Origin of the sequence: Nocardia uniformis NBRC 13702 (genome assembly GCF_001613345.1) — a bacterium.
Lineage (GTDB): Bacteria > Actinomycetota > Actinomycetes > Mycobacteriales > Mycobacteriaceae > Nocardia > Nocardia uniformis.
On the sequence record NZ_BDCE01000039.1, the window covers coordinates 38,298 to 64,721 of the forward strand.

General features: G+C 64.8%; 26 protein-coding genes and 1 pseudogene. 15 read left to right on the forward strand and 12 right to left on the reverse strand.

The annotated features are described in order from the left end of the window. The first annotated feature begins 103 nt into the window (after nucleotides 1-103). Nucleotides 104-457 (forward strand): Tn3 family transposase, encoded by a 354-nt coding sequence (locus NU1_RS10995; RefSeq protein ID WP_245720056.1) that lies wholly within the window; start codon nucleotides 104-106, stop codon nucleotides 455-457. Nucleotides 458-487: 30 nt separating this feature from the next. Here the strand turns inward: NU1_RS10995 and NU1_RS11000 are convergent, their stop codons facing one another. From NU1_RS11000 to NU1_RS40240, 6 genes are all read right to left on the reverse strand, one after another. Continuing rightward, nucleotides 488-1,897, reverse strand: coding sequence for a TfuA-like protein (locus NU1_RS11000; protein WP_067519988.1), 1,410 nt, complete (start codon nucleotides 1,895-1,897; stop codon nucleotides 488-490). Then, nucleotides 1,894-3,090 carry a YcaO-like family protein gene (locus tag NU1_RS11005; protein WP_067519990.1) on the reverse strand — a complete coding sequence of 399 codons (1,197 nt, stop codon included), beginning with the start codon at nucleotides 3,088-3,090 and terminating at the stop codon, nucleotides 1,894-1,896. Before NU1_RS11005 ends, NU1_RS11000 begins: the two co-directional genes overlap by 4 nt. Nucleotides 3,091-3,119: 29 nt before the next feature. Continuing rightward, entirely contained in the window at nucleotides 3,120-3,254 is a 135-nt protein-coding gene (locus tag NU1_RS43760; protein ID WP_281221097.1) for a hypothetical protein, read from the reverse strand. Between the two features lie 62 nt (nucleotides 3,255-3,316). Then, nucleotides 3,317-3,931 (reverse strand): hypothetical protein, encoded by a 615-nt coding sequence (locus NU1_RS11010; RefSeq protein ID WP_067519991.1) that lies wholly within the window; start codon nucleotides 3,929-3,931, stop codon nucleotides 3,317-3,319. Between the two features lie 23 nt (nucleotides 3,932-3,954). Further along, complete coding sequence (locus tag NU1_RS11015) at nucleotides 3,955-4,548, reverse strand: transglutaminase-like domain-containing protein (protein WP_067519992.1); 594 nt, start codon at nucleotides 4,546-4,548, stop codon at nucleotides 3,955-3,957. Beyond that, a complete protein-coding gene (locus tag NU1_RS40240; RefSeq protein ID WP_169815037.1) occupies nucleotides 4,532-5,497 on the reverse strand; it encodes a JmjC domain-containing protein in 966 nt (321 codons plus the stop codon). Before NU1_RS40240 ends, NU1_RS11015 begins: the two co-directional genes overlap by 17 nt. A 216-nt stretch (nucleotides 5,498-5,713) precedes the next feature. Here NU1_RS40240 and NU1_RS11025 point away from each other — a divergent pair, with 216 nt between their 5' ends. From NU1_RS11025 to NU1_RS11040, 4 genes are all read left to right on the forward strand, one after another. Further along, nucleotides 5,714-6,952, forward strand: coding sequence for an MFS transporter (locus tag NU1_RS11025; RefSeq protein WP_067519994.1), 1,239 nt, complete (start codon nucleotides 5,714-5,716; stop codon nucleotides 6,950-6,952). Then, entirely contained in the window at nucleotides 6,852-7,763 is a 912-nt protein-coding gene (locus NU1_RS11030) for a class I SAM-dependent DNA methyltransferase (RefSeq protein WP_084521192.1), read from the forward strand. Before NU1_RS11025 ends, NU1_RS11030 begins: the two co-directional genes overlap by 101 nt. 213 nt (nucleotides 7,764-7,976) lie before the next feature. Next, entirely contained in the window at nucleotides 7,977-8,222 is a 246-nt protein-coding gene (locus tag NU1_RS41295; RefSeq protein ID WP_067519996.1) for a hypothetical protein, read from the forward strand. 435 nt (nucleotides 8,223-8,657) lie between these two features. Continuing rightward, nucleotides 8,658-9,269: a methyltransferase domain-containing protein gene (locus tag NU1_RS11040; protein WP_212761189.1), complete on the forward strand. Its 612-nt coding sequence runs from the start codon at nucleotides 8,658-8,660 to the stop codon at nucleotides 9,267-9,269. 7 nt (nucleotides 9,270-9,276) lie between these two features. On the opposite strand, the gene NU1_RS11045 is transcribed toward NU1_RS11040, so the two are convergent. From NU1_RS11045 to NU1_RS11055, 3 genes are all read right to left on the reverse strand, one after another. Then, nucleotides 9,277-9,945 (reverse strand): TetR/AcrR family transcriptional regulator, encoded by a 669-nt coding sequence (locus NU1_RS11045; RefSeq protein ID WP_084521177.1) that lies wholly within the window; start codon nucleotides 9,943-9,945, stop codon nucleotides 9,277-9,279. Between the two features lies 1 nt (nucleotide 9,946). Further along, a complete protein-coding gene (locus tag NU1_RS11050; protein WP_067520001.1) occupies nucleotides 9,947-11,092 on the reverse strand; it encodes an acyl-CoA dehydrogenase family protein in 1,146 nt (381 codons plus the stop codon). A gap of 109 nt (nucleotides 11,093-11,201) precedes the next feature. Beyond that, nucleotides 11,202-11,897: a TetR/AcrR family transcriptional regulator gene (locus NU1_RS11055; protein WP_067520003.1), complete on the reverse strand. Its 696-nt coding sequence runs from the start codon at nucleotides 11,895-11,897 to the stop codon at nucleotides 11,202-11,204. A 231-nt stretch (nucleotides 11,898-12,128) separates the two neighbouring features. On the opposite strand from NU1_RS11055, the gene NU1_RS11060 reads away from it, so the two are divergent. The 5 genes from NU1_RS11060 to NU1_RS40250 all read left to right on the forward strand — a co-directional run bounded on the left by NU1_RS11060 (nucleotide 12,129) and on the right by NU1_RS40250 (nucleotide 17,542). Further along, entirely contained in the window at nucleotides 12,129-12,344 is a 216-nt protein-coding gene (locus NU1_RS11060; protein ID WP_067520129.1) for a hypothetical protein, read from the forward strand. Continuing rightward, the gene (locus NU1_RS11065; RefSeq protein ID WP_067520005.1) at nucleotides 12,341-13,879 is read left to right on the forward strand and encodes a hypothetical protein; all 1,539 of its coding nucleotides are present in this window, start codon (nucleotides 12,341-12,343) and stop codon (nucleotides 13,877-13,879) included. The genes NU1_RS11060 and NU1_RS11065 overlap by 4 nt, the downstream gene beginning before the upstream one ends. Nucleotides 13,880-14,435: 556 nt before the next feature. Then, nucleotides 14,436-15,896: an SDR family NAD(P)-dependent oxidoreductase gene (locus tag NU1_RS11070; RefSeq protein ID WP_067520006.1), complete on the forward strand. Its 1,461-nt coding sequence runs from the start codon at nucleotides 14,436-14,438 to the stop codon at nucleotides 15,894-15,896. A 476-nt stretch (nucleotides 15,897-16,372) separates the two neighbouring features. Next, the gene (locus tag NU1_RS11075) at nucleotides 16,373-17,131 is read left to right on the forward strand and encodes an O-methyltransferase (RefSeq protein WP_067520007.1); all 759 of its coding nucleotides are present in this window, start codon (nucleotides 16,373-16,375) and stop codon (nucleotides 17,129-17,131) included. Nucleotides 17,132-17,140: 9 nt separating this feature from the next. Then, nucleotides 17,141-17,542 carry a DUF2784 domain-containing protein gene (locus tag NU1_RS40250; RefSeq protein ID WP_245720058.1) on the forward strand — a complete coding sequence of 134 codons (402 nt, stop codon included), beginning with the start codon at nucleotides 17,141-17,143 and terminating at the stop codon, nucleotides 17,540-17,542. A gap of 11 nt (nucleotides 17,543-17,553) precedes the next feature. Here the strand turns inward: NU1_RS40250 and NU1_RS11080 are convergent. Next, nucleotides 17,554-18,237, reverse strand: a pseudogene (locus NU1_RS11080) (thioesterase II family protein); the annotation flags it as partial. A gap of 36 nt (nucleotides 18,238-18,273) precedes the next feature. Between NU1_RS11080 and NU1_RS11085 the strand changes: the two are divergent. Together NU1_RS11085 and NU1_RS11090 are read left to right on the forward strand one after the other, a co-directional pair. Next, nucleotides 18,274-19,635 carry a CoA transferase gene (locus NU1_RS11085; RefSeq protein WP_067520010.1) on the forward strand — a complete coding sequence of 454 codons (1,362 nt, stop codon included), beginning with the start codon at nucleotides 18,274-18,276 and terminating at the stop codon, nucleotides 19,633-19,635. Nucleotides 19,636-20,117: 482 nt separating this feature from the next. Next, a complete protein-coding gene (locus NU1_RS11090; RefSeq protein ID WP_067520131.1) occupies nucleotides 20,118-21,644 on the forward strand; it encodes an MFS transporter in 1,527 nt (508 codons plus the stop codon). Nucleotides 21,645-21,647: 3 nt separating this feature from the next. Here the strand turns inward: NU1_RS11090 and NU1_RS11095 are convergent, their stop codons facing one another. Then, entirely contained in the window at nucleotides 21,648-22,220 is a 573-nt protein-coding gene (locus NU1_RS11095) for a TetR/AcrR family transcriptional regulator (RefSeq protein WP_067520012.1), read from the reverse strand. 103 nt (nucleotides 22,221-22,323) lie between these two features. Here NU1_RS11095 and NU1_RS11100 point away from each other — a divergent pair, with 103 nt between their 5' ends. The 3 genes from NU1_RS11100 to NU1_RS11110 are packed head-to-tail and all read left to right on the forward strand — an operon-like array spanning nucleotide 22,324 to nucleotide 25,495. Beyond that, entirely contained in the window at nucleotides 22,324-23,535 is a 1,212-nt protein-coding gene (locus NU1_RS11100) for an FAD-dependent monooxygenase (RefSeq protein ID WP_067520016.1), read from the forward strand. 37 nt (nucleotides 23,536-23,572) lie between these two features. Beyond that, entirely contained in the window at nucleotides 23,573-24,598 is a 1,026-nt protein-coding gene (locus NU1_RS11105; RefSeq protein WP_067520133.1) for a nucleoside hydrolase, read from the forward strand. A 9-nt stretch (nucleotides 24,599-24,607) separates the two neighbouring features. Further along, complete coding sequence (locus NU1_RS11110; protein WP_067520017.1) at nucleotides 24,608-25,495, forward strand: amidohydrolase family protein; 888 nt, start codon at nucleotides 24,608-24,610, stop codon at nucleotides 25,493-25,495. Here the strand turns inward: NU1_RS11110 and NU1_RS11115 are convergent. Then, the gene (locus tag NU1_RS11115) at nucleotides 25,492-26,355 is read right to left on the reverse strand and encodes a helix-turn-helix domain-containing GNAT family N-acetyltransferase (protein ID WP_067520135.1); all 864 of its coding nucleotides are present in this window, start codon (nucleotides 26,353-26,355) and stop codon (nucleotides 25,492-25,494) included. The two genes, NU1_RS11110 and NU1_RS11115, sit on opposite strands and share 4 nt — an antisense overlap. Nucleotides 26,356-26,424 lie beyond the last annotated feature (69 nt).

The window sequence follows — 26,424 nt, forward strand, 5'->3', positions numbered from 1 at the left end:
GGTGACCGCACCGATGGGATACACCCACGAGGTCTTCAGGTCCTGTTAGCGGCGAACCCGCTCTTCGACGATTAGTCGATGCCATAGGCGTACGTCGTCGTCGGTGCGCAAGTCCGGTAGCTCGCGTTCGGCGCATAGTGCACTTCACGCAGCCAATTCATCGACCTCACTCGCCCGGCCGGTCCGAAGGTCACCACAGAGCAACGAGGGCATGGAAGACCAACTCTCCGCGCAGGGCCTGGTGCTCAACTGTCTCGTGTTATGGAATACCGTCTACAGCGACCGCGCACTGGAACAGCTTCGCGCACAAGACTATCCGGTGCGAGAGGAGGACGCCGCCCGACTGTCGGCGTTCATCCCCGGCCACATCGGCATTGACGGGCACCATGCCTTTCACCTGCCTGATCTCGGCGGAACCCACCGCCCACTGCGCGACCCCGACACTGCGGACGACTGACGGCCGCTGCCGCCGACAGGTGCACCGCGATCACGGGGAGAGAACCGAACTCGACGAGGTTGGAAAAACCTTCCGTACTCGACGGAGTCGCCCGGGAATGAAGTGACGGCTGGCGTCTTTGGCGTGCTCGAACGAGAGAAATCCCCGTTGTCGAGCAGCGATATCGCGGTGCTGAGGTGTCGGCGTAGCGAGTGACCATTCGTTGTCGAGGCTGGTCACCAGGTGTTGGTCCGAGATGTGGTCGACGGTCAGTCCGGCCGGTAGCAGTGATGTGCTGATTTGTTGAACGGCGCGTGCTTCAGCGGCGCCTCGATGAGCGAGGTCAAGCAGGACTGTTGCCAACGGGGAGGACAGGTCCATCTGGGAGGGCGTGAGCGGGGCGGAACGTATCACAAGGAGGCGGAGTTGAGTCTCCGTATCGAGGCTGCTTTGCTCATCTGGGGTTAACCATTGACTGCGTTGTTGCGGGGTAAGGTCGCTCAAACAGATCCCGTGCCTGACGATTTCGGCATCGGCAGCTCCGAGAAGCTCATCGTCAGGTAGGTCAGTCGTCGTTGCCCCGGCTATGTGAGCCAGGACAACTTTGCGCCACAGTGGGAGGAACTCGCCATCGTAGAGCTGGCAGTAGTGCAACCCAGCGAGGACGGTGAGTGTCTCATCGGGCTGGGTTGTCAACGGACGGAAGCGATTTCGCCAGCCGTGAACGAAGCTGGTAGCCCATCGATCGTTGACGGGCACTGTCGTGGAATGAGATTCGCGAGTCAGTTCGTCCAGGGCGTGGAGTGCGTCGGCCTTCTTGGTGTTGGCTGATGCGGGATGCTCGGCAAGCCAGGTCGTTACGGCCGTGTACTGGCCGGCCAGCTCGCGACGCCCTTCTCTCTCCAGCAGCCGATAGACGTTCCTCCAAGTACGGCCGGGGTAGTCGAGGTCCTGTATCAGCTCGAGGATCGCCGCTGCGGAACGATGGTCGATCACTCCTGCGAGGGCGGCGTCCTCGAGCGCGAAACGGAAGTTGACCAGTGGCTCGCTCAGTGCCCGGAACTCGTCGTCGCTTTCGAGGTGGACCACGGCTACCGCATCGTCGTTGTCGATGGCTCCGCCAGCGAACAACTCGAAAATGCGCCCGACACCGTGCATTCCGTGCGTGTGGAGTTCTGCAGCGCGTAGCGCCCCCATACTGCTGGACCCAACGACCTGGACACCCTGCGCGATCATGTCGAGGATTTCTTTGTGCCGGATCGGTGCGGTCTGATGGAACAGCCCGTCGATGATGAGGATGCGGTCGCCGGGTTCGAGTCCGATTCGGTAGAGGTCGCCGTGCTGGATGGGTGGGTGAACGATGGCTTCGGGGCAAACGGCGTGGACTTCGCTCGTTGAGATCGTCGGCCCGCAGGTGACGTGTAGACGCTGGAGCGCCACGTGGGTGAGGGGCTTGGTCATGCGGCACCGGGCCGTGGAATCTGGTGGCGGGTGCGGAACTGCAAGTTCGGGCACAGGACCTTCACGACGGCGAAATCACTGCCGTCCGCCAGATCAACGATCAGGGGGGAATGGCCCGAGTTATCCGCTATCAGGGCAGCCAGCCAGGCGGCCTCGGTGTGGTCGTCGTTGAACCGATGAACGGGTCCGGAGTCGATCATCGTCTGCCAGGACAGCAATGTCGACTGATCATCGGGGTCTTCGGGTGGGTGCAATGGTGCCGCAGATCGTGTGTAGGACTTGGGGTTGATGTCGTCGCGGGTACCGACGATGGTTGTGAGGCGGCTCTGGGCCGCCTCGGTGATCGCACGCGACAGCGCGACTCCGGGATCGGTGTGAGCACCGGAACCTGCGGCTATAACCGGGGCATCGGGCAGCCATAGATAGCAGGCGAAGCACCAGACTGGCCACTGAGTGGCTGCAATAACGAGTTCGAACCATGCACCCGCGGCGCGTAACTTACCAATCAGGTCAACCACAGTGGGATCGGTCACCGTGGCGGGGTTGATTCGTGTGCGCTCTCGTTGTGGGATCAGGCTCAGCTGTGCAGTGCAATCACGCTCGATGACCTCGAGCATTGCGTGGATGCATGCTTCGGCGCGCGTATTTCCTGAGGCGAGGCCGTTGCTGGTGCTCGGGAGCGCCAGCGGTGTCCAGCGTGGTGGTGGTCGCCAGTCCATGACGACCGCAGAACGCGGCACATAGGTCGATAGGTCACGCGAAAAGTCAGTGGCCGGAATCCAGTCCAATACCATTGAGTCGGTGCCGATTCCGCGCACCGTGGTGGCCAGATCCGACACCCGGTAGGGCAAGTGCAGCTCAGTGGCGGGCACCGCGGTGGCGGTAGCGTCAGGTACCGCGTGTTCGGCGTGCCACATCTCGATCGCTTCCATGGCCGCAGAGACCTTGGCCGCCAAGGGATCTGCTCCCTTTCCCTGCGCGACAGTCAACGTGCGCGCCATCGGCCGCACGGCCATGTAGACCGGGATCCCCACGATATCGAGGTCGGTGACGTTCGCGAGTCGACTGATGCCGTACTCGTGTATGTGAGGTGCGATGGCAGCCCATGTGGCTTCGGGGTGGCGCACCCGGTGAGTGCCGCGAAAGTACGTCTTGTGCACGAATCCGCTTCCTTGCCGCGGTGGCGGGGCCATGTGGAGCACCCCGCCACCACTTACTGTGGTCAGCCCACAAAGTCCGGCACGGCCGAATCGTGCATGACGATGGCGGGCACGAGGCCTTCGTTGAACAGGTCCATCACGAAATCATGGACGTCGGCGTCATCGGCTGGAGCCTTGGTGTCGATGTGCTTGGGCATGGGGTCACCTCCCTTCGCCTGTCGAGCGGATTACACGGCGAATGCCGTGCGGGTCTGTGGGGTCAATTGAGGTCGACGAAGCAGACGAACCCGAGGATGCCGAGTTGCCGATCGAACGGTGGCCGCCAATGGGGAATGTTGTACCCGTCGAATCCGCGCATCTTGCGGTGCAGGATGTCGAATCGCTGTCCCGACGCCGGGAAATATCCCTCGCGGCGGGCGTGCTCGATGACCGTCGCGTTGGACTCGCCGCGCAGCGACGGCATCCATCCCATGTAGTCGAGGTTCGAGGTAACGCCGAAGCTTACTGTCACAGCGCATTTCACGTCGTCGCGATGGACCGCCATGAAGTCGCCGTGAGTGTAGTACTTGTAGCCGAGTCGGGCCGGTACCAATCCTCGCAGACCGGTCGCCGCTGAGACGAGTCGATTGAATTCACGGGAGATCGCTATTTCTCGCAGGGCGGGCCCAGCCAGATGTGCCCGGCATCGTTGCGGCGACACCAGACTTCCGTCTCGTCGGTCGTCGAATTGTTCATTCTCGTTCAGTCGATCGAACGCATCCGGCTCCAGTGAGTGCGCCTCGGCTTCGATCGAATCCCAGGTCTGGGAATCGAGGAAATCGGGCAGCTCGATAAATCCGGAGTCGATCCATGTCTGATGCACGGCATCGGACAAAACGCCACCCCCATCGTCTCTCGTTATAGATCGAAATAGCAGAACGTTCCCAGGATTCCCAGTTCGTGGTCGAACGGCATACGCCAGTGTGGGATGTTGTATCCGTCGAAGGCCTGCGCACTGCGGTGAGTGATGGGCATGCCTTGGCTCGGCAGCGAGACGAACAGGTCCTCTTCGCTGATCATTGTGATGACGTCGTCATTGGTGGATTGCCGGTGATCCGGTGCCCACCCCATTTGACCCAGATTGTCGGTCAATCCGACCAGCACGGTGACCGTTGCCTTGACCGAGTCCCGGTGCGGGCCCAGGAAATCGCCGCGCCGATAGAAGTTGTAACCGCAGCGGACGGGCACCAGACGCGGCAGTTGGGTTGCCTCGCGCACCGCCGCGAGCACCTCCCGCGACTGCATTACCGAGCGGAAGACCGGACCACCTTTGTGACTGCTGAATCGAGCCGGCGAACAGAAGCTGCCGTCACGGAACGTCCGAATACTCGGCAGGCTGTCCTGCTGCGCCTGCGGGTACAGGCCGCGTGCCTCGGATTCGAGTGCATCCCAGGTCGATTCGTCGATGATGGAATCGAGCCTGACGTGGCCGTTGTCAGCCCATGTCGTCATCGTGATTGCTCCTCGGTGACGTGTGCGAGTGGATCGAGCCAATGACGGCGGCCCGGTTGCCGCGTCGTCGCAAAGTGTCGAGATGCTGGTCCATGACCTGGCTGGTCTCTGTGGTGGCCAGCATCTGGCTCAGGCGAGTGAGGAGTTGTGCCAGTTGCTGGTCGGCACGCTCTGGTGTCGATGGCCATCCAGCTGGGAGGTCCCCGGCGCCGATCTGGCCGGCGAGCTCGTCGATCAGTGCTGCCGTGTGGGTCTTGACGAGGGTGTTCCAGCTGGTGGCGCGCACACCGATGGTGATGTGGCCGGAGATATGATCGGCAGTCGAACGTGCGGAGTGCACAGTGTCTTTCGTCAGATACAGCACATCGCCGGGGTGAACAGTCAGCTCGGATTCCGAGTCGCCGTCACGCAACAGCCATTGCTTGCTGCCGAAGGCCTGAACTACGAACGCGTTGTGCGGGTCGGTGTGCGGTGTCAGCCCCTGCTCACCTGGCGGCGTCACATAGATGTTCGCCTGGCAGACGTGCCCGAGTTCTTGTGTGAGACTTTCGCAGAAGGATCCGAGCGTGGGAAGGAATCGGTGCATTCCTTGCATGATCAGCGTTGCGCCGCTGCAAATAAGGTCCGTGATTCTCGCCGTGTCCGGCGTTCCCTCGGTGAACTGCTGGAAAATAGTGGCCGCACCAGTCACCAATTCCGGCGGACCTTGCGAGCCGGGGGTTCTGATGTAGTCCGATGGTGGGATTGACCGACCTTCACGGACCAGACGGAAGTGCTGTACGCGCAGTAATGAAGTCGCGAAAAGTGCGTCGAGGTCGGCGATTTGTACTAGCGGCCGGTCAATAATTCCTGCGTAATGGGCCGACCGTTGCCCCCAAACCTCTGCGAGGAACAGCTCCGGGTCTTTCACCAATCGCTGTAGTGCCGAACGGTCATCTAAGTTACGCAAGCATTCACCCCCTAGACATGTTTGTTGCAGCAGTGCAGATTCCGCGTGCTTCGCATAATCCGCACTTGAGAGAGCCGGTCCCCCAACGCCACTCGTTATCGAGAGTAACTTCCAATCGGAAGAAGTCCGACCCCTCCACTGAAATGTGATGTAGGCCACTGATACACGCGAAGCGCATGACTCCGCGGAGGAGTGGTGTGCGTATGCTGCCAAAGCATGTCGTTGAAGTCGGGGGCGCGGATACTTGCGACTCATCCAAGGTTTCGAATTCTGTTCTGGGGCCGACTGATCTCACTGACCGGCTCGGCCGTCGCACCAATCGCGCAAGCATTCGCCGTCCTGGATCTGACCGGATCCGCCACCGCGTTTGGTGTCGTGTTAGCGGTCGGCTACGCACCGCTGATCGCGTTCCTGCTGGTCGGTGGAGTCGTCGCGGACCGTTTCAGCCGGAGCTCGGTGATGGTGTGGTCGAACTGGATTTGCGCTGCGGCGCAAGTGGTTCTGGCTGTGCTGTTGGTGACCGGTCACGCCCGCGTCTGGCATATCGCCGTCGCCGCGGCTGTCGTCGGCGGGGCGGGAGCGTTCTTCGGCCCCGCTTCCCAGGGCATCGTCCCCCAGGTCGTGGAGGCCGACCGCCTCCACGACGCTAACGCGCTGCTACGTCTGAGCATGAATGGCATCAAAGTGCTTGGCCCTGCAGTGGGTGGCGTCGCGGTCGCTTTCATCGGCTCGGGCTGGGTGATTGCTTGGGATGCGGCATCATTCGCTCTAGCTGCGGTGCTGCTGGCTCGCCTGCGCGTGGACCTGCCGCCACGACCACCCTCACGGTTTCGGGCAGACCTCGCCGAAGGATGGAGCGAGTTCTGGTCCCGATCCTGGATGTGGTCGCTAGTGCTGCAGTACTCCCTCGTCAACGCAGTATGGGTCGGCTGTTTCCAGCTATTGGGGCCGATCATCAGCCAACAAAACCTCGGCGGCCCAGCCGCCTGGGGGATCATCACCGCCGCCTTGGCCTGCGGGCTGCTGGCCGGCGGCGTACTCATCCTCGCCTGGAAGCCACGCCGTCCCCTGCTCGCCGCTGCGAGCAGCACCTTTGCCAAAGCGCTACCGCTCGTCGCTCTCGCCTACGAGCAACCGCTGTGGGCGGTAGCGGCCGCGACCTTCGCTGCGGGCATAGGAACCGAGGTATTCGTCGTCTGCTTCTACAGCACTCTGCAGCGGCTCGTCCCGGCCGACCGAGTGAGCCGAGTGTCGTCCTACGACATCCTGTTCGGGACGGTCTTGATTCCGTTCGGCTACCTCATCGCGGGCCCCGTCAGCGACCGGACGGGAACGTTCCCCACCATCATCACCGGTGTCGGCATCGTCGTCGCATCGACCTTCGTCGTGCTCGCGCTGCCATCGATCCGCACCTACCGCGCACCCACCGAAACCAAAGCTGACATATCGACATAGCCGCTCACGCACTGGGGAGAGATCAGAATTGATACACGACGACGGCGAACATGCGCGACGACAAGCCCAACTATGGGACCTTTGGGCCGAGTCCTACGACGACTGGCACGCCTCCAACAGTCCGCACGAAGCAGCAGAGTTCCTGATCAAGCATCTACCCGACTCCGGTCGGATCCTCGAGCTCGGCGTCGGAACCGGCCGCGTGGCAACGGAAATCGCCCGACGCGGCCATCCGATCGAGGGACTCGATATCTCCGAGGCGATGCTCGCGCAACTGACCAGCAAAGCCACAGACATCCCCCTCACCGCCTACCACGGCGACATGGCCAACATCCCAGTCGCAGGCCCCTTCGGCCTGATCTACTGCACATCCAGCTCGTTCTTCCACCTCGCCGACCAACAACGACAAGTCGACTGCTTCCGCAGCGTCAGCGACCATCTCGCCCCTGACGGCCGGTTCATACTTGAGGCATTCATCCCCACCCCGGAACTACTCAGCCCCGCGCGAACGATGACATTGCGGGACTTCACTCCTTCTAGCCTCCGGTTCTCCGCCACTGTTGTGAACCGATACACCCAACAGATCAGGTTCCAAGAAGCCACACTTCGCCCTGAGGGCATCGAGTTCCTGCCCGTCGAGGAACGCTTCTGCTGGCCCTCCGAACTTGACCTCATGGCACAACTGGCCGACCTCGAGCTCGAACAACGCTATGCCAGCTACACCTACGAACCGATCAATCACAAATCCCCGCAACACGTCTCGATCTACCGCCGACAGACCCGAGCTGCCGGTAGGAACCGCACGTCATGAGCGGCAATCGCGCGGGGCCTTAGCCTGCGGAGCAGTTCCGCTGGCGATGCGGTGGATTGCGGAGCAGCCGAGGCTGTATTCCTCGGTTAGGTCGGCCAGGCTCGCGTCTTCGGCGGACTCGTGGTGGCGGCGGTGGATCGTTTTCCGTGCTGCGAGAGGCAGTTTCGACGCTGCTTTGCCCTCTCGAGGAGGCCATTCGCGCGGGCCTCCGCCATGCCTTCGCAGGTGCGCGGGACCGCGGTGCGGCTGAACCGCTCGCGCGGCGAGCCGCTCGTAGCGGCGGCCTGTGGCGCGGCGGTGCAACTCGTCCATGACGTGTCCCTCCCGGTGTCGGCCGAACCCGTGACCGGCCCGATCATGACGATCATGTTCGAAGGGCAGACCGTTCCGCCGTTCTATGTGAACTCCCCCAGGCGCTACGGCGAGGTGACGGAGGTGGCAGCGGATTCGCTTGAATGACCAGGGCAGGGGCAGGCTCGCCGGTCCGCGCGGCCTGCTCCGCATCCGAATCACACACGCCCCCATGTTCTTCGCTCGGGGGCGTGTGTGATTCGGTGGGATCACCAATATATCGAACGATTCTCAGCGACCCGGACGCCGCCGCGCGGCCGGGTCACTGACCCATTCCGGAGATGTTCCCGGACCCCCGATCCGCGATCGTCGAGCCTGCACCTGCCAGATGAGTCACCACAGGTCTACATCCGAACATCGGAGGCGTAGATGAGGTCACCTTTGAGCGCGTGGATGGATTCACTCCGGTTGAGATGGCGCGAGATCTTGCGCCAGCAGATCTGGATAGGTGACGCCCCGAAATGGATTGGACGGGGCGAGACCCCGTCGGATAGACAAACACTCGTGTTGGTGACATCGCGTTCCGCGACGGAATATCGCGCCATGTTCGACCTGTCAGAACGGGACATGGCGGGCCGGATACTCGACTGCTGTTCGGGCGGTTCGAGTTTCGCCGCCGAGACCGGTGATCAGGTCCTCGCCGTCGACCTGGCCTACGCGCTGGGCCCCGAGGCGGTCGCCGAACGGGTCCGCATGGCGATCCGCGAGGGCGATGACATGATCGATGCGCACGCCGACCAGTTCGAATGGACCTGGTACGGAGATATTGCCAACCGCAGGGCCATGCGCCGCGCGGCCAGTGAGCGATTCATCGCGGACCTGACCGCCCGGCCCGACCGCTATATCGCGGGTGCGCTGCCCGATCTCCCGGTGGCGACCGGGCAATTCGACCTGGTGCTGTGCTCGCATCTGCTGTTCACCTGGTCGGATCGGTTCGATGAGGACTTTCATCGTCGTGCCCTCGCCGAACTGATCCGGGTCGCACGCCGCGAGGTGCGCATCTATCCGCTGGTATTGCAGGCCACCGGCGAGCCGGTCGAATTCCTCGACCGGCTGCGCGCGGACTTGGACGCCGACGGCCACCGCACCGAACTGCGCGAGGTGGCCTACCGGTTCCAGCGTGGCGCGCACCATATGCTGCGCATCCAGGTGTGACGCGAATTCAGGTGCCGCGGTGGACGTTCGGGAACGTCTGCGTGACCAGGGTGAGCAGCATATCGGCGAGCAGGTCGTGAACCTGCTCGCGGCTGAGGCTGCCGCGCACGATCCATTCCCGGCCGGCCGCCTTCACCAATCCGCCGTAACAGCGCACCAGTGCCCGCAATTCGTCGCTGTGCAGGGAACCCTCGAGGCCCATCATGTGCACCATGCGGTCGGCGGCGGCGGTATCGGCGTCGTCGAGGATGCGTTGCACCTCCGGATCGTCGCCGATGCCCTCGTGGCCGGTGACCTTCACCCAGGTGTGGCCGTGCTCGCCGATGGTGTCGAGCAGCCACGCCACACTGGCGTCTACCCGTTCGCGGATATCGCCGGTGGGCGTGGTCATCGCGTCCGGGCGTGGCAGGGTCACCATGCGGCGCACGACCGCCAGGTACAGGTCGCGCTTATTGCCGAAATAGTGGTTGATGAGTCCGCGCGCCACCCCGGCCCGCTGCGCCAGTTCGGCGGTGGAGACGGCCGCATAGGGTCGTTCACCGAACATGTCGATAGCGCAGGCCAGGATTTGGGCACGGCGTTCGTCGGGTTCGAGTCGACGCCGCCGCGAGGGTGCGTCGCCACCATCGATCGACACCGCGCCATTGGCGGGCACGGCGTCCGTCGACTCGACCATCTCAGAGTGAGCGGGCAATGAGATCCTTCATCACCTCGTTGGCGCCCGCCAGGATCCGCAGCACTCGGGCACCGGTGTAGAGCTGGGAGATGGGATATTCGGTCATGTATCCGTAGCCGCCGAACAGCTGCAGACAACGATCCACCACGATACCCAGTTGGTCGGTGAGCCAGTACTTCGACATGGCCGCGGTGGGGATATCGAGTTCCCCGGCCACGTGTTTGACCATGCAGTCGTCGAGGAAAACCCGGCTCACCTTGGTGATGGTGGCGCATTCGGCGAGTTCGAAGCGGGTGTTCTGCATGGCGAACAGCGGTTTGCCGAATGCCTCGCGGCCCTTGGTGTATTCGACGGTCAACGCGACCGCCTTCTCCATCATCGAGACCGCCATCAACGCGGTGACCAGGCGTTCCTGGGCCAGCATCTGCATCATCTGATAGAAGCCCTGGCCTTCGGCCGAGCCCAGCAGATTCGAGGCGGGCACGCGCAGGCCGTCGAAGAACAGCTCCGCGGTGTCCTGGCCCTTGCCGCCGATCTTGGACAGGATGCGGCCGCGCTTGAAGCCGGGGGTCTCATCGTTGACCTCGGCGAAGATCAGTGAGACACCGGCCGCGCCCAGGCTCGGATCGGTTTTGGCGGCGATGATGATGCCGTCGCACAGCCAGCCGTTGGAGATGAAGATCTTCGACCCGGTGATGACGTATTCGTCGCCCTCGCGCACCGCGCGGGTCTTGATGTTCTGCAGATCCGAGCCGGTGCCCGGTTCGGTCATCCCGATCGACAGCACCATGTCACCGCTGGCCGCCTTGGGCAGCACCCGCGATTTGAGTTCCTCGGATCCGAACTCGTGCACGTACGGCGCGATGATCGACGAGTGCACCGGCATTCCCATGGCGCCGTCACCGGTGTGGCACTGCGCCTCGATAATGGCGCCCTCGTGTGCGAAGGTGCCGCCGCCACCGCCGTATTCGGTCGGTATCGCCGCGCACAGCAGTCCCAGTTCACCTGCGCGCCGGTACAGCTCGCGGTCGGGGTGACCCTGTTCGATGAACTTCTCCTCGTGCGGAATCACCTCCTTCTCGAAGAAGGTGGTCGCCAGTCCTCGTACCGCTTCGACTTCGTCGTCGCTCCATGCGGGCCGTGCCATCGTCGCTATCCTCTGCTTTCCCCGCGCCGCGTGTGCGGCGCTGTCGAGACCAGCGTGCCGGGTTATTGGCAGGATGTCAACGACTGGGAGCGGGGGTGTCGACGGGTGATCAGCGGTCCTCGGATCGCTGGTTCACCTCGGCCAGTGTCGTGAAGATCGGGATATCCGGATCGGCGTGGATGCCCTGGCGGCGCAGGAACCCGTCGATGAGGTCCCACACCAGTTCCACGGTGCGATCGAGGTACTCGGCGGTGCGCGCGGCATCCGGGGTATCGGAATCGGCCAGCCACAGATCGGTCACCGACACCACCACACCGATCAGCGCCCGCGACAGATACTCGATACCGGTGGTATCGATCGGCACCGCCTCCGCCACCGAGGTCGCCATCTTGGTGAGCTTGCGCGCGGCATTGCGACCCAGATCCACCTGCATGACCGCGCCATCGGACTGCTGCAGCATGGGCGCCTGACCGAGGTAGCGAAAAACGTTGGGGTGCTCCAGGATCCCATTCACGTACTCGGTGAACACCCGCCGCAGCGCGGTGCGCGGCGGCGCCAGCATAAGGGTCATGTCATTGCCGACCGAGGCGAACGCCAGCCGCGTCGTCCGATCGGCGATCTCGGCATAGAGATCGGCCTTATCGGCGAACTGCCGATACAGCCGCGGCTTGGTCATCCGCGCCTCACGCGCGATGTCATCCATACTCGGCCGGGGCCCGTCCCGATCGATCACCCGGATCGCGGCATCGACGATCTCATCACGGGTGATCGTGCGCGGGGCAGATCCGACACTGATACGCGCCACGCACCGAACTCTACACGTACCGGCAGTACGTCCACAGCCCTGCCTGTTTTGCCCACTAACTACCGGGTATTCGAGTGACCGATGCCACAAACCGCACACACCATGCGGGATTGATTTCACCATCACCGTACTGCCAGTATCGAAATGCGTACTGGCGGTACGCACCGGTTCGCGCAGGGGTCGAACCGGTGCGCACCGCCCGTCGAACGGGAAACAACCGGAAAGATGCCGATGCCAGACGCAGCACGCCAACTCAGCGCCACCCTCCAAGCACCACTCCCCGACGCCTTCGACCAACTCGCCGACACCGAACTCACCGAACTCGACCGGCTGCTCCAGACCGCACTGCGCCAACGCGGCGACAACCTCGACGCCGCCATCGACACCTCACTCGACTACGTGCCACGCCTCATGCGCCCGGCCGTCAAGAAAGCACTCGGCCTATGAGCGAACACCTCGTCGCCGTCGCGGAAACCACCAAGCTGGCCCGCGTCCTCGGCATCACCGACGCCACCGAACTCGACTTCCTCGTCGACCTCCCACCCGCCGCCCTCCGCGAATTCCGCGAACGCGCCACCGACCTCCTCTTCGACCGCGACGCCAAACGCCTCAAAGGCATCGCCGCCGCCAGCACAATGGTCCCCGTCTCCATCAGCGCCAAAGTCGCCGAACGCGCCTTCGGACCCGTCCTCTGCGCCGCCACCGCCAGCACCGTCGACCCCCGACGCGCCATCGACATCGCCAAAGCACTCCCCGCACGCTTCCTCGCCGAATGCGCCGTCCAACTCGACCCACGCCGCACCGCCGACATCATCAGCGCCGTACCACCCACCATGGTCGCCGACGTCGCCCGCGAACTCCTCGCCCGCGGTGACCACATCACCATGGGCCGCTTCGTCCACGTCGTCGAAGAACCCGCACTCCGCGCCGCCGCACCCATCATGAGCGACGTCGACCTGCTCCGCATCGGCTTCCTACTCGAAAACAAATCCGCCATCGACAACGTCCTCCACATCGTCTCCGACCGTGTCGCAGGCGTCATCCGCGCCGCCGCCGAACAACACATGTGGTCCGAAGGCATCGACCTCCTCGACTCCATCGCACCCCACAACCGCGCCTGGATCGGCGACATCACCGCCGGACTCGGCGGCGACGTCCTCGACGCCCTCATCAACGCCGTCCGCGAACTCGACGCCTGGCCCACCCTGCTCCCCATCACCAGCGCCATGAGCCACGACAGCCTGCGACTCTTCGCCGAACGCCCCGCCGTCCACGACGAAACCGTCCTCACCGCCATCATGGACACCGCCCTGCACCACGGCCAATGGCGCGACCTACTCCCCCTCGCACCACACCTGCCACCGGAACAACTCGCCTTCGTCGCCGCCCGCGTCACCGCCGAATCCGACGACCGCCTCACCGAACTCATCCGCGAAGCCGACACCGCCGGACTCTGGCACGCCATGCTCCCCCTCGCCCTCGCCATGACCGACGAACACCGCCGCCGCATGGCCACACTCCCCGTCATGCAGGAACCCGACCTCCTCCGCGCTGTCATCACCAGCACCGCCGAGCACGAACTCTGGTCCCACGCACTCCCCCTCGTCGACGCCCTCCCCGACACCGCCACACCCACACTCGCCGCCTACATCGGCGACCTCACCCGCGAACACCTCCTCGCCGGACTCCTCGCCGCCTCCCGCAGCGACAACATCCACACCCTCATCGACATCGCCCTCGCCCAAAACCAAGACGGCCGCACCCGCGTCCTCGAACTCATCGACGACATGGACGACATCGAAGAATTCCTCTCCGCCCTCACCCCCGACACCCCCGAAGTCGTATGGGAAGCCCTCATCGCGGTACGCGACGAAATCCCCGCCACACTCCTCGGCCTACTCGCCGAACGATCCCGCGAACTCGCCCACGACCACATCGCCACCCAACTCGAACCAGCCACAGCCACAGCCACAGCCGAATAAGACTGCACCACAACGTGAATGGGTCCCGACCAGACTGGTCGGGACCCATTCACGTCAGCCATCGAGACCCTGAACTATCGCGAAATCTGTCGGCCCCCACCGCTACCCTGCAACCCATCACTTCCAGGTCGGCTCATGGAGGTCTCGACCGTGAAATTCCCCTGCCACAACCCACTATGCCGGAACGGCTGGCACACCACGCCGTACTGCAAGACAGCCCGTTACGGCCCCTGGTATCCCGGCAAGGGAAAACGACTACCCACCTACACCGCGACAATCTCCCCACGGTCAGCGTATGCCGCGCCGATCATCCCGCACCCCTCGCCATGGCCGTCCTCCCCACGCCAACCACCCCAACATCAAGCGCAGCGAAAAACGCCGACGATAGCTCGTCGCCTCGTCCTGAAAAACGTCACAATCCTCGTCACCCCGCTCCTAGTGCTCGCGATCGTGCTGCTGGTCGCCGCGCTCTAGCAGCCACCGACGGCGCTCATCACGGGCGATGCGACAATAGAGCGTCAACCACCCCCCGCACGAAGGAACACCGCACCCTCCGATGGCCGAACACAGCACCACGGAAACACTCTCCGACATCACGGCCATCGACCCCGACGAGCTGGCCATCTGCCTGCGCGTCCTCGAACAGGCCGGACAACTCGACAAAGAGCATCCGGACGCGATCACCGTGCAACGCGCCGTCGGCCACCTGTTCAAAATGTTCAAACAGCGCCGCCGCATGGCCTCCCGCGAAGCCGTCGCCACCGCCGACCGCCAGGTCATGTCCGCCACCGCCACGGCATCGCCCGATCGCATCGACGACGAGACCGCGGGCATCCTGATCAGCTCCAACACCGTCGGCGCCTCCGCGGGCACCCTGCTCAAAGCGCGACCCTGCTACATCTGCAAACAGCGCTACACCCGTGTCGACGCCTTCTACCACCAACTGTGCCCCGAATGCGCCGCCAAGAGCCACACCAAACGCGACGCCTCCACCGACCTCAGCGGCCGCCGCGCCCTGCTCACCGGCGGACGCGCCAAAATCGGCATGTACATCGCGCTGCGGCTCCTGCGCGACGGCGCGCACACCACCATCACCACCCGCTTCCCCAACGACGCCATCCGCCGCTTCACCGCCCAACCCGACAGCGCCGACTGGCTACACCGGCTGCGCATCGTCGGCATCGACCTGCGCGACCCCGCCCAGGTCGTCGCACTCGCCGATGACGTTGCCGCCCAAGGTCCGCTCGACATCATCATCAATAACGCGGCCCAGACCGTACGACGCTCCGCGGGCTCCTACAGCGCCCTCGTCGACGCCGAAAACGGCCCACTGCCCGCCGGTGAACTACCCGACGTCGTCACCTTCGGCAAGACCATGCAGGCACACCCCACCGCACTCACAGCCTCACTCACTCCCGATCTGACCGCCGCCGATATCACCGAACTCGCCCTCGTCGCGGGTTCGGCCACCCCCGACCGCATTTCGCGCGGCGTGGCCATCGACGCGGGCGGCCTGGTACCCGACCTCGCCCACACCAACAGCTGGGTGCAAACCGTCGCCGAGGTCGACGCGACCGAACTGCTCGAAGTCCAGCTCTGCAATTCGACCGCGCCATTCCTGCTGATCTCGCGTCTGCGCCCCGCCCTGGCCGCCTCACCCGCCCGCCGCAAATACATCGTCAACGTCTCCGCCATGGAGGGCGTCTTCAGCCGCGGATACAAGGGCCCCGGCCACCCGCACACCAATATGGCCAAGGCCGCGCTGAATATGCTCACCCGCACCAGCGCCCGCGAAATGTTCGAAACCGACGGCATTCTCATGACCGCCGTCGATACCGGCTGGATCACCGACGAACGCCCGCACTTCACCAAGGTCCGCCTCGCTGAGGAAGGGTTCCACGCTCCCCTCGACCTCGTCGACGGCGCGGCCCGCGTATACGACCCGATCGTCCAGGGCGAGGCCGGCACCGATCTCTTCGGAGTCTTCCTCAAGGACTACGAACCGTCCAACTGGTAGCCCTCTTCACCGCACAGACAGGAGGGGCCCGAACAGACCCCCTCCTGTCTGTGCGTCTTTTTGTGTCTTGATGGTGTGTGTATTGCCGATTCGAGAGTTGAGTTCTTTCATAAATAGATGCGCATATTGCCGTATAGATATTGTCATGGCCAAGAGAGCTATGGTCGGGGCTCCGACATGACCGTGTCGGAGCCCCGAGAGTTGCAGCACCACTGGATCTTTCGCGCATTCCCCCTGCGTAACGCCCCTCCCCCCGCTTTGCGGATAAGTACATTCCGGGGCTTCGCTCCCTCTGACGACCCAGGAGGCCGGTGCTGCTTCGGCACCGTGGCGGCATTGACCTGCCACTCCCCTGTGTCGATCCATGCGTGCCACGTCCGTCATCACATGTTTTGATGCGCATATCAGCATGGCGGTATCTGTTCAGGTGCGGGGATAATCGCGATAGCGGGTTACCGCGACCCACAGGAGAGCTCATGGGCGGCACAACGATTCGGTGGCTTCTGCGGGCGGTCGAGACGGCCGTTCGGTTGCCCACCTTCGCTCGCACCGGTCAGTTCGGTGATGGGCGGGAGGCGGCGGTGCGGGATCGGGTGCTCGCACGGATACCGGCCGGAGATCCGGATGCCGTGCTGGCCGCCATGGACGATTTCGCCCGGCACAGCAGCATGTTGGTGAATGTCGGGGATGAGAAGGGGCTGATCCTCGACGCCGCGGTGTCCAGGACGCGGCCCAAGGTGGTGTTGGAGCTCGGGACCTACTGCGGGTACAGCGCGGTGCGGATGGCTCGTGCACTCCCCCGGAACGCGCGGTTGGTATCGGTGGAGTTCTGTGCCGACAACGCGCGGGTGGCGCGCGCCATCATCGCGCACGCCGGTCTCGCCGATCGGGTGAGCGTCGTGGTGGGGACGATCGGCGACGGCGGCGAGACCGTCCAGCGCCTGGTCGACGAGCACCAATTCACGCCCGGGACCGTCGATTTCATCTTCATCGATCACGCCAAGCAGGCGTACCTGCCCGATCTGAAGACGATTCTGGAGGCCGGCTGGCTGCATCCGGGCACCGTGGTAGTCGCGGACAATGTGCGGATCCCCGGTGCTCCGGCCTACCTCGCGTATATGCGCGGGGAGAATGGACGCAGCTGGCGGACCGTGGAGCACCGCACCCACGTCGAGTATCAATCGTTGTTCGCCGATCTCGTGCTCGAGTCCGAGTACCTGGGCGCACCGGCCTAGTCTGGAGTCATGCCGTACCGGCTACTGGCCGATATCACCATGCTCGTGCACTTCGTGTTCGTGGCCTATGTGGTGGTGGGCGGGTTCATCGCCTGGCGGTGGCCGCGCACCATCTGGCTGCACCTGCTCGCGGTCGCCTGGGGATTCGGCACGGTTCTGTTCGCGGTCGACTGTCCGCTCACCGATCTGGAGAACTGGTCTCGACGACAGGCCGGAAGGGCGGGCCTGCCGCCGAGCGGATTCATCGACCACTACATCACCGGGGTGATCTACCCGCGCGACGCGTTGGAATTGGTGCGGCTGCTGGTGGCTGTCTGCGTAGTGCTGTCCTGGGCCGGGCTGTACGTGCTGTCGAGACGGCGGGCCACGAAATCGGCTACCGGTCCCACGTTTTCGGGCAGGTCCAGGTAGAAGTGGCGGCCGGGGAAGGTGCCGCGGTCGAAATCCCCGGACGTGTACTGGCTCCACTCCCCCGCCTGCGCCACCGTCGTCGTGGGGTCCTCGGTACTCACCAGAGCCGTGATCGGACAGCGCAGCCGCGGCCCCGGCTGATAGCGATACGTTTCGACGGCCTGGTAATCGGCACGCACGGCGGGTAGGACGAGTTCGGCGAGGCCGGGTTCGTCGCGCAGCATCTGTACCGCGGCAGCATCGTTGGCGAGGCGCTCCAGATCCGCGATCAGGTCGCTATCCGAACCCTGGTGCAGGCGGCCCGGTTCGGCGTAGGCGGGAACCGGTCGACCGGAGACGAAGAGTCGGGCCAGGTCACGGCCCGCCGCTTCCAGTTGCCGGGCGGTTTCGTAGGCGACGGTCGCGCCCATGCTGTGACCGAAGAGCGCCAGGCGAATTCCGCTGGGCCAGCGCAGTAGGTCCGCGGCGGCCTGCTCGGCGAGCGTGCAGAGGCTGGTGACGAGCGGGTCACCGAGGCGGTCCTGGCGGCCCGGGTACTGCACGGCGAATACTGCCGTGCCGGAGCCGAATTCCTGCGCCAGCGCGCGATAGGCGGTCACCGCGCCACCGCCGGGCGGGAAGCAGACCAGCACGGTCCGCGGGACCGGATCGGGCCGCAGCTGTCGTAGCCAAGCGGTACCGGTGAGATTCGCCACCAACGAGATTCTCCTTCGCGCAGTACTGTCGGACGGGTGGATACGTGTGCAGCGCTGGTCCGCGACTACGAGGCCGGGATAGGCGTCACCGCATCGAGTATGCCCGCACCACCGGATCCGGATACCAATCTGGCTGCCACGCTGCCGGTCTGGAGCCTCGCGGGCGGTGCGGTCGCGGCCTTCGCCGCCGCTACCGATCGCCGCCGTCAGGCCAGCGGGTTCGCGGAGGTGCCGCAGCGTCTGGAACCGGGTCGGGTGGCGGCCGCGTTCTCGAGTGAGAAGCTATTGCGCATCGACGGCGCGGGGATCGATCAATTCGCCGAGCTGTCCGGGTTCTTCCGTGCCGCCGACGGGTGGGTACGCACGCACGCCAACTACCCGCATCATCGAACTCGCCTGTTGGAAGCGTTGGCGCTGCCCGCCGATAGTGGGCGCGAGGACCTCGTGGCACGGATCGCCGGACTGCCCGCCGCCGATATCGAGGCTCGGGCCGATGAATTCGGTGCGATCGCCGTGCGGGTGCGGTCGGAGCAGGAGTGGGCCGACAGCCCGCAGGGGAAGGCCGCCGCGGCCGGGCCGCTGGTGGCGGTTGACCGGCGCGGGGATCGGGACGAATTCGAAACGGTCGGCGCGGCAACGCAGATGCTGCCGTTGCGCGGCGTGCGAGTGCTCGACCTGACACGGGTCATCGCCGGACCGGTGGCCACCCGGGCGCTCGCGCTGCTGGGTGCGGATGTGCTGCGGATCGATCCGCCGGGACTACCGGAAATTCCGTGGCAGTACCTCGACGTCTGTCAGGGCAAACGGTCCACGCTGCTCGACCTGCGCGCCGATCGCGCGGTCTTCGACGAATTGCTGCGCACCGCCGATGTTCTCGTCACCGGGTATCGACCGGGGGCGCTGGAAGCGGCCGGGTTGGATGCCGCCGGACTGCGGCCCGGGATCGTGCACGCACGGGTCAGTGCCTGGGGTGAGACGGGGCCGTGGGGTGCACGGCGTGGTTTCGACAGCATTGTGCAGGCCGCCTCGGGGATTTCGCTCATCGAGGGCACGCAACAGCATTCGGGTGGTGGGTCGCCGGTGGGCGCACTGCCCGCGCAGGCGCTCGATCATGCCAGCGGATATCTACTGGCGGCCGGTGTCGTCGACGCATTGGATGCGCGCGAGCGTGATGGGGTCGGTCGCGATGTGCGAGTGGCGCTGGCGCGCACCGCATCCTGGTTACTCGACGCGCCTGGCCGGCTCTCCGAGCACGCACCCGCGCGCCTGCCCACTGTGGACTTCACGGCCGCGCACGACGCGGTCGTCACGGCGGTACCGGCACTCACGGAATATCCCGACTATCCCTGGCCCGCTCCGCCGTACGGCGGGAACGAGCCCGCCTGGCGGGCCGGCTAGTCGTCGATGCCGCCCCGCGACCGGAACCGGGCGTAGCGACCGGCCGATAACCTATCGGATGCCCCGATCTTACTGTGCGGGTATCTTTTTCGCGTTCCCTTCGATCGGGTCCCGTGTCGCTGCGCGGCCGCGTACGCTCGGGATTCTCGGACGGCCGTGCGCCACATCGGTTGTTGCGATCCATGACCCCTGCCCGCATGTTCCGAGGGCGGGCCATGCGACCGCGAGACCCCGTTGACCAGACTGGACGTCGGCTCCCAACCGGGCCGTCACCCGGGTGCCAACGCCGGACCGCAACCGGATCACAGGGTGATCAAGATCGTGAACGTGCACCTGTTCATACATCTCGAGATTCCTGAATTTCCAGTGTCCACCAGGCGTTTGTAGCGTTAATAGATGGGATCCTGAAACCGACATCGTCAGTACCGACAGCCTTGCCGGCGCGGCAGATGGAGGACGTCATCGTGGACACGCCTGGGCCCTTGCTCACCGCCACGGATGGCGGCACTGCCAAGGTGGGGAAGCGGGAATGGGCAGGATTGGCGGTGCTGGCCCTGGCGTGCCTCGTGTACTCCATGGACCTCACGGTTCTCCATCTCGCTGTACCACAGATCAGCGCCCAATTGCGGCCCACCAGTTCGCAATTGCTCTGGATCATCGACGTCTATGGGTTCCTGGTGGCGGGTTTGCTGCTCACCATGGGCGGGGTCGGCGATCGGATCGGACGCCGACGACTACTCATGGTGGGGGCGGCGGCCTTCGCCGTGGTGTCGATTATCGCCGCGTTCGCGACCTCGGCTCCGGTGCTGATCGGCTGCCGCGCGCTACTCGGCGTCGCGGGGGCGACGCTCGCGCCCTCGACACTGTCGTTGATCTTCACCATGTTTCCCGATGCCGTGCAACGACAGGTGGCCATCGGCGTCTGGGTGGGGTCCTACTCGGTCGGCGGGGCCATCGGCCCCCTGGCCGGTGGACTCATGCTCGAACACTTCTGGTGGGGTTCGGTTTTCCTATTGGCGGTGCCGGTTATGGTGCTGCTCATCGTGCTGGCGCCCCGGGTGCTGCCGGAGTACCGGGATCCGGACGCGCATCGCCTGGACCCACTCAGCGCCGTACTGTGCACGGGCGCCATGCTTTTGGTCGTCCTGGGAATGAAAACAGCCGCCCAGGACGGGGTGGGCGGGTCCGCAGTACCGGCCCTGCTGGCCGGTCTGTTGGTCGGCATGGTCTTCGTACGGCGGCAATTGTCCTCGCCCGACCCCATGCTGAATCTGCGACTATTCCGGTTCGGCACCTTCCGGACCGCACTGGCCATCAATATGCTCGCTATCTTCGTGGCGTTCGGCTACTTCCTGTTCGTGGCGCAGTATTTCCAACTGGTGCTGGATATGTCGCCGCTGCGGGCCGGGCTGGCGACCATCCCCGCCGGGTTGGGGTTCATGATCGGCTCCCAGCTGGGACCGCGGATCGGGCGCCATGTGCGCCCGGCGTACATCATCGGCGGCGGGATGGCGATGGCGGCGGTGGGGTTGCTCCTGCTGACCCAGCTCGACATTACCGACGGTGTGCCCCTCACCATCGCGGCATCACTGCTGGTGTCATTCGGCCTGGCACCGGTTTTCGGCATTACCACCGAACTCATTGTCGGGTCGGCGCCGCCGGAGCAGGCCGGGGCCGCATCCGGACTGTCGGAGACCGGGGCCGAATTCGGTGGGGCGCTCGGTATCTCGATACTGGGCAGTATCAGTATCGCCATCTACCGGACCCAGCTGGCCGACAAACTGCCCTACGGGCTGCGTGACGCCGATGCCGATACCGCCCGCGACACCCTCGGTGCGGCAATCGATGTCGCCCACGGGCTACCCGGAGATCTGGGAACGGCGGTCGCCCATGCCGCCAAACACGCCTTCCTGACCGGCATGCATGTCACGGCCGCCATTGCCGCGGGGGCCGCGCTGGTGCTGGCCGTGCTCGCGGTTTCGCGGCTGCGGAATATTCCGCCCGGCTAGCGATTACCTCCCGGCGAGCGCTTTCACGGCAAGCGCGAAATCGTTACCGTCCATCAGGTCACCGGTGGGGGCGATCAGCGACAGCACCGCGATCCCTTGGAACACCCCGAAATACAATTTCGCCACCGCCTTCGCCTCGGCCTCCGACAGCTCCGGATACACCTCACTCACGGTGGTGGCGAGATCGACGTGCGCCCGGTCCACGGTCTCGGCCATGAACTGTTGCGATTCCTCCGAACGCGCGATGCGCACGGCGTTTTCGAAGCTCAGCAGTATTTCGTCGCGGTGCCGCAGCACGGCATCGACCATGCCGTCCCAGCTGAAAGGTGCCGATTCCGCGAGCGACCGCCCCTCCCCCGCGGTCCTGATCGCGGCTTCGAAGGCGTCACCGACGCTGGTGCCCATGGTTTCGGTGAGCGCCTCGGTGATCAGGCGGTCCTTGGAGCCGAAGTGATAGCCGATGGCCGCGAGGCTCACCCCCGCGGCCGAGGCGATATCGCGGGCGGTGACCTTGGCCAATCCGCGCTCCAGAATCGCCTTCCGCGCACCTGCCATCAGATCTTCTCGGTTTCCCATACCGCCAATCTACCAGCGTCTTAGACATTTGTTCTAGACATACGTATCAAAGTCTGTTAGACATATGTCTTAGACAAACGTTCTTCACCGAGGGAGTCACCTGATGAGCACCACGACGCCGAATCTCCGGATCCTGATCAGCGGCGGCGGCATCGCCGGTAATGCCGTTGCCCTGCAACTGCTTCGCGCCGGAGTCAGCACCACCGTGGTGGAGCGCTCCCCCGCACCGCGCCCCGGCGGACAGGCGGTGGACCTGCGCGGACCCAGCCGCGAAATCGCCGAGCGCATGGGACTGATGGCCGGCATCCGCAAATACCAGCTGCATGAGGAAGGTATGGCTCTCGTCAACCGCAAGGGTGACACCCTCTACCGGATGCCCGCCGATATGTTCGACGGTAAGGGCCCCGTGGCCGAGATCGAGATATCGCGCGGTGATCTGAACCAGGTGCTGCTGACCGAGATCGCCAATGTCGGAGGCGAACTCGACTACCGCTACGGCGAGTGGGTATCGGCGCTCACGCAGGACGACAGCGGGGTCGAGGTCACCTTCGCCTCCGGTGTGACCGAACGTTTCGACCTGGTGGTCGGTGCGGACGGCGTGCACTCGGCCACCCGCAGGCTCGCCTTCGGCCCGGAGGAGGAATTCACCACCTATCTGGGCGGGTACATGTCCTTCTTCACCCTGCCGACACCGGCGGGAGTGGAACCGAACTGGATGACCACGCATGCCATCCCGAATGCCTCGGTCGGCATTCGTCCGGACGCCGACCCGTCCACCTGCAAGGCCATCATTACGCTGCGGACCGAGGTGAACCCGGCACTGCGTCGCGATGTGGCGGCGCAGCAGCGGCTCATTCGCGCCATGCTGGCCGATGCGGGCTGGCTGGCTCCGACCGTGCTGGCGGCCATGCCCGATTCGACCGACTTCTACTTCGACGAGCTCGATCGCGTGGATATGCCGAGCCTGTCGGCCGGTCGGGTCACGCTGCTGGGCGACGCCGGTTTCTGCGGATCGCCGATGACCGGTATGGGTACCGCCATGGCGATTGTCGGCGCGTATATCCTCGCCGGTGAAATCGCCGCCACCCCCGGCGATCTCGCCGGAGCGCTGGCGCGATACGAGGCGGCGGTGACGCCGTTCCTCGATTCGGCCAAGGAGCTGCCGGGCGGCGGACTCTCGATGATGCTGCCGAAGAGCGAGTTCGGCCTGCGGGCGGCCCAGACCGTGGGCAAGCTCATGACAACGCGGCTCTTCCGCCCGGTCGTGATGAAGATGGTGAGTAAGACCGATGACTACGAGGTGCCGTCCTACTGAGCCGGACTAGGCTCGGACCGTGCGGCAGAAGATCATCATGGACGTCGATACCGGTATCGATGACTCGCTGGCCCTGCTCTATCTCCTCGCCTCCCCCGAGGCCGAGATCATCGGCATCGCCGCCACCGCGGGCAATGTGCCCGCGGCACAGGTGGCGGCCAACACCCTGGCCTGGCTGGATGTGTGCCGGGTCGGGGATATCGAAGTGGCACTGGGTGCGGCGGAACCCTTGGCGATTCCGCTGCGCACCACCGAGGACACCCATGGGCCGCAGGGTGTGGGGTACGCGGAACTGCCCTTGTCGGAGCGATCCGTTTCCTCGCGGTCAGCAGCACAGCTGTGGGTTGATCTGGCACGGGCCCATCCCGGCGAGATAATCGGTCTGTGCACCGGGCCGCTCACCAATCTGGCGCTGGCGCTGCGACTGGAACCCGCGCTGCCACAACTGCTCCAGCGGCTGGTGATCATGGGCGGGGCGTTCAATCACCCGGGGAATACGACACCCACCAATGAGTGGAACGTGCACGTCGATCCGGAGGCCGCCAAGGAGGTGTTCGACGCCTTTTCCGCCGCACCCCCGCGGCGGCGGCCCATCGTCTGCGCGTTGGACATTACCGAGACGATCGAGATGCGGCCGAAACACCTGGTACTGCTGGGCGAGCGGGCAGGCAGTACGCCGGTGGAGACCGTGACCGAGAGCGATCCGCCGCAGGCGCGATCGGCGGCGAGCAATCCGATCATTCGCTACTTCACCGATGCGGTGCGGTTCTACTTCGACTTCCACCGCCTGTACGACCAGGGGTATCTGGCGCATATGCACGATCCGTTCGCCGCGGCGGTCGCTCTGGATCCGCGACTGGCCGTCACCCGACCCGCCACAGTCGATGTTGAACTGGTCGGTAGCATCACTCGGGCAACCACCGTCGCCGACTGGACCGGAATGTGGGGCCGCGATCCCAACGCCGACATTGTGATCGGCACGGATCCGGACCAGTTCTTCGATCGCCTCATTACGCGAGTCGGCGACTATGCCCGCGCGGTCTACCCGCCTCAGCACGAATAAGGAGCCCCGGTGACCGGCGGAACCGAGAACGACTACATCGCCGAGTTCCGGGCTCGGCTCGGGCTGCCCGCCATTATCGATATCCATACTCATTTCATGCCCGAGCAGGTCATGCGCAAGGTGTGGGCGTACTTCGACTCGGCCGGGCCGCTCACCGCGGGCCGCACCTGGCCCATCACCTACCGCGACGAGGAACAGGTGCGCCTGAAGACATTGCGCGGGTTCGGCGTTCGTGCCTTCACCTCGCTCGTCTATCCGCACAAGCCGGAGATGGCGGCCTGGCTCAACGAGTGGACCGCGGACTTCGCCTCCCGCACGCCCGACTGCCTGCACACGGCGACCTTCTACCCCGAGCGCCATGCCGCCGGTTACGTCGAGGCGGCCATCGAGGCCGGGGCGCGCATCTTCAAGGTGCACGTGCAGGTCGGCCATTTCGATCCCGGCGATCCCCTGCTGAACGGCGTCTGGGATCTGTTGCAGGAAACCGGGATTCCGATCCTCATCCACTGCGGATCCGGTCCCGCCGCCGGTGAGTACACCGGTCCCGAGCCGATTGTCGATCTGCTGCGCCGGTTTCCACGCCTGCGGCTGATCATCGCCCACATGGGCGCTCCGGAATACACCGAATTCCTCGATATCGCCCAGCGATTCGAGAGTGTCCACTTCGACACCACCATGAACTTCACCGACTTCTTCGAAGCCGCGGACCCCTTCCCACCCGGTGAACGCGCGCGGTTGCGGGACTTCTCCGACCGGATCATGTTCGGCAGCGACTTCCCGAATATCCCGTACACCTACAGTCACGCGCTGTCCGCGCTGGAGCGTCTCGAACTCGGTGACGATTGGCTGCGCAAGGTGTGCCACGACAACGCGGCCCGATTGTTCGATCTGAGCTAGTCGGCGACCGCGCTGCGGCGTTCGAGGATGACCGTGTCACGCCAGACGCCGTCGAGCTGGGCGATGCGTTCGCGGACCCCCAGGGTGCGGAATCCGGCCTGGTGGTGCAGGGCGATACTGACGCGGTTCTCCGGGAAGATCGAGGTTTGCAGGGTCCACAGCCCGGCCTGATCGGCCGCGATGACCGTGGTGCGGAGCAGGGCTTTGCCGACGCCGCGGCCGCGCATCCCGTCGGCGACATAGACCGAGGTTTCGGCGACACCGCGATAGCAGTCACGGGTCGAGGCCGCGGAGAGGGCTGCCCAACCGACGACTTCGCCATCGATTTCGGCGACCCACCGATGGTCGGGTAGCCACTGGGCATCGAGTTCCTCGCGGGTGGGGACCTCGGTGGCGAAAGTGGCGTTGCGCGTGGCGATTCCCTCGCCGTAGATGCGGCGGACCGCCTCCCAGTCCGCAGCGGTCGGAGCGCGGACGGATACGTCGGCCGGAACGTCGTCGGGGCAGCACGGCTGTGGCGGCAGCACACCCATCACCGCGTCCGCGGCATGCGGCAGGCCGGTGCAACAGGCGGGATTGACCGCGACAACGGTGCTGGTGCGGTCCTTGTGGACATTGACGAAACCGACCTCGGCCAGTTTACGAACGTGATGGGAGACCGTGGGCTGTCCGATACCGAGTGCTTCGGCGAGTTCGCCGACGGTGATACCGGTGGGGCGGGTGGCGACGTGGTGCAGCAGGCGGACCCGGGTCGGGTCGGCCAGGCAGGCGAACCAGCCCGCGTAGGTGGTGGCATCGGCGACGGGCAGCGCGTCGACGCGGGGGTCGGTGCGTACGACCGGCATGTCCAGCGATGTCATGACCCCACTATATCGATTCACATCGATGGTTGCGTTCATCGACGCTCGTCGATACAGTTCATGGCAATT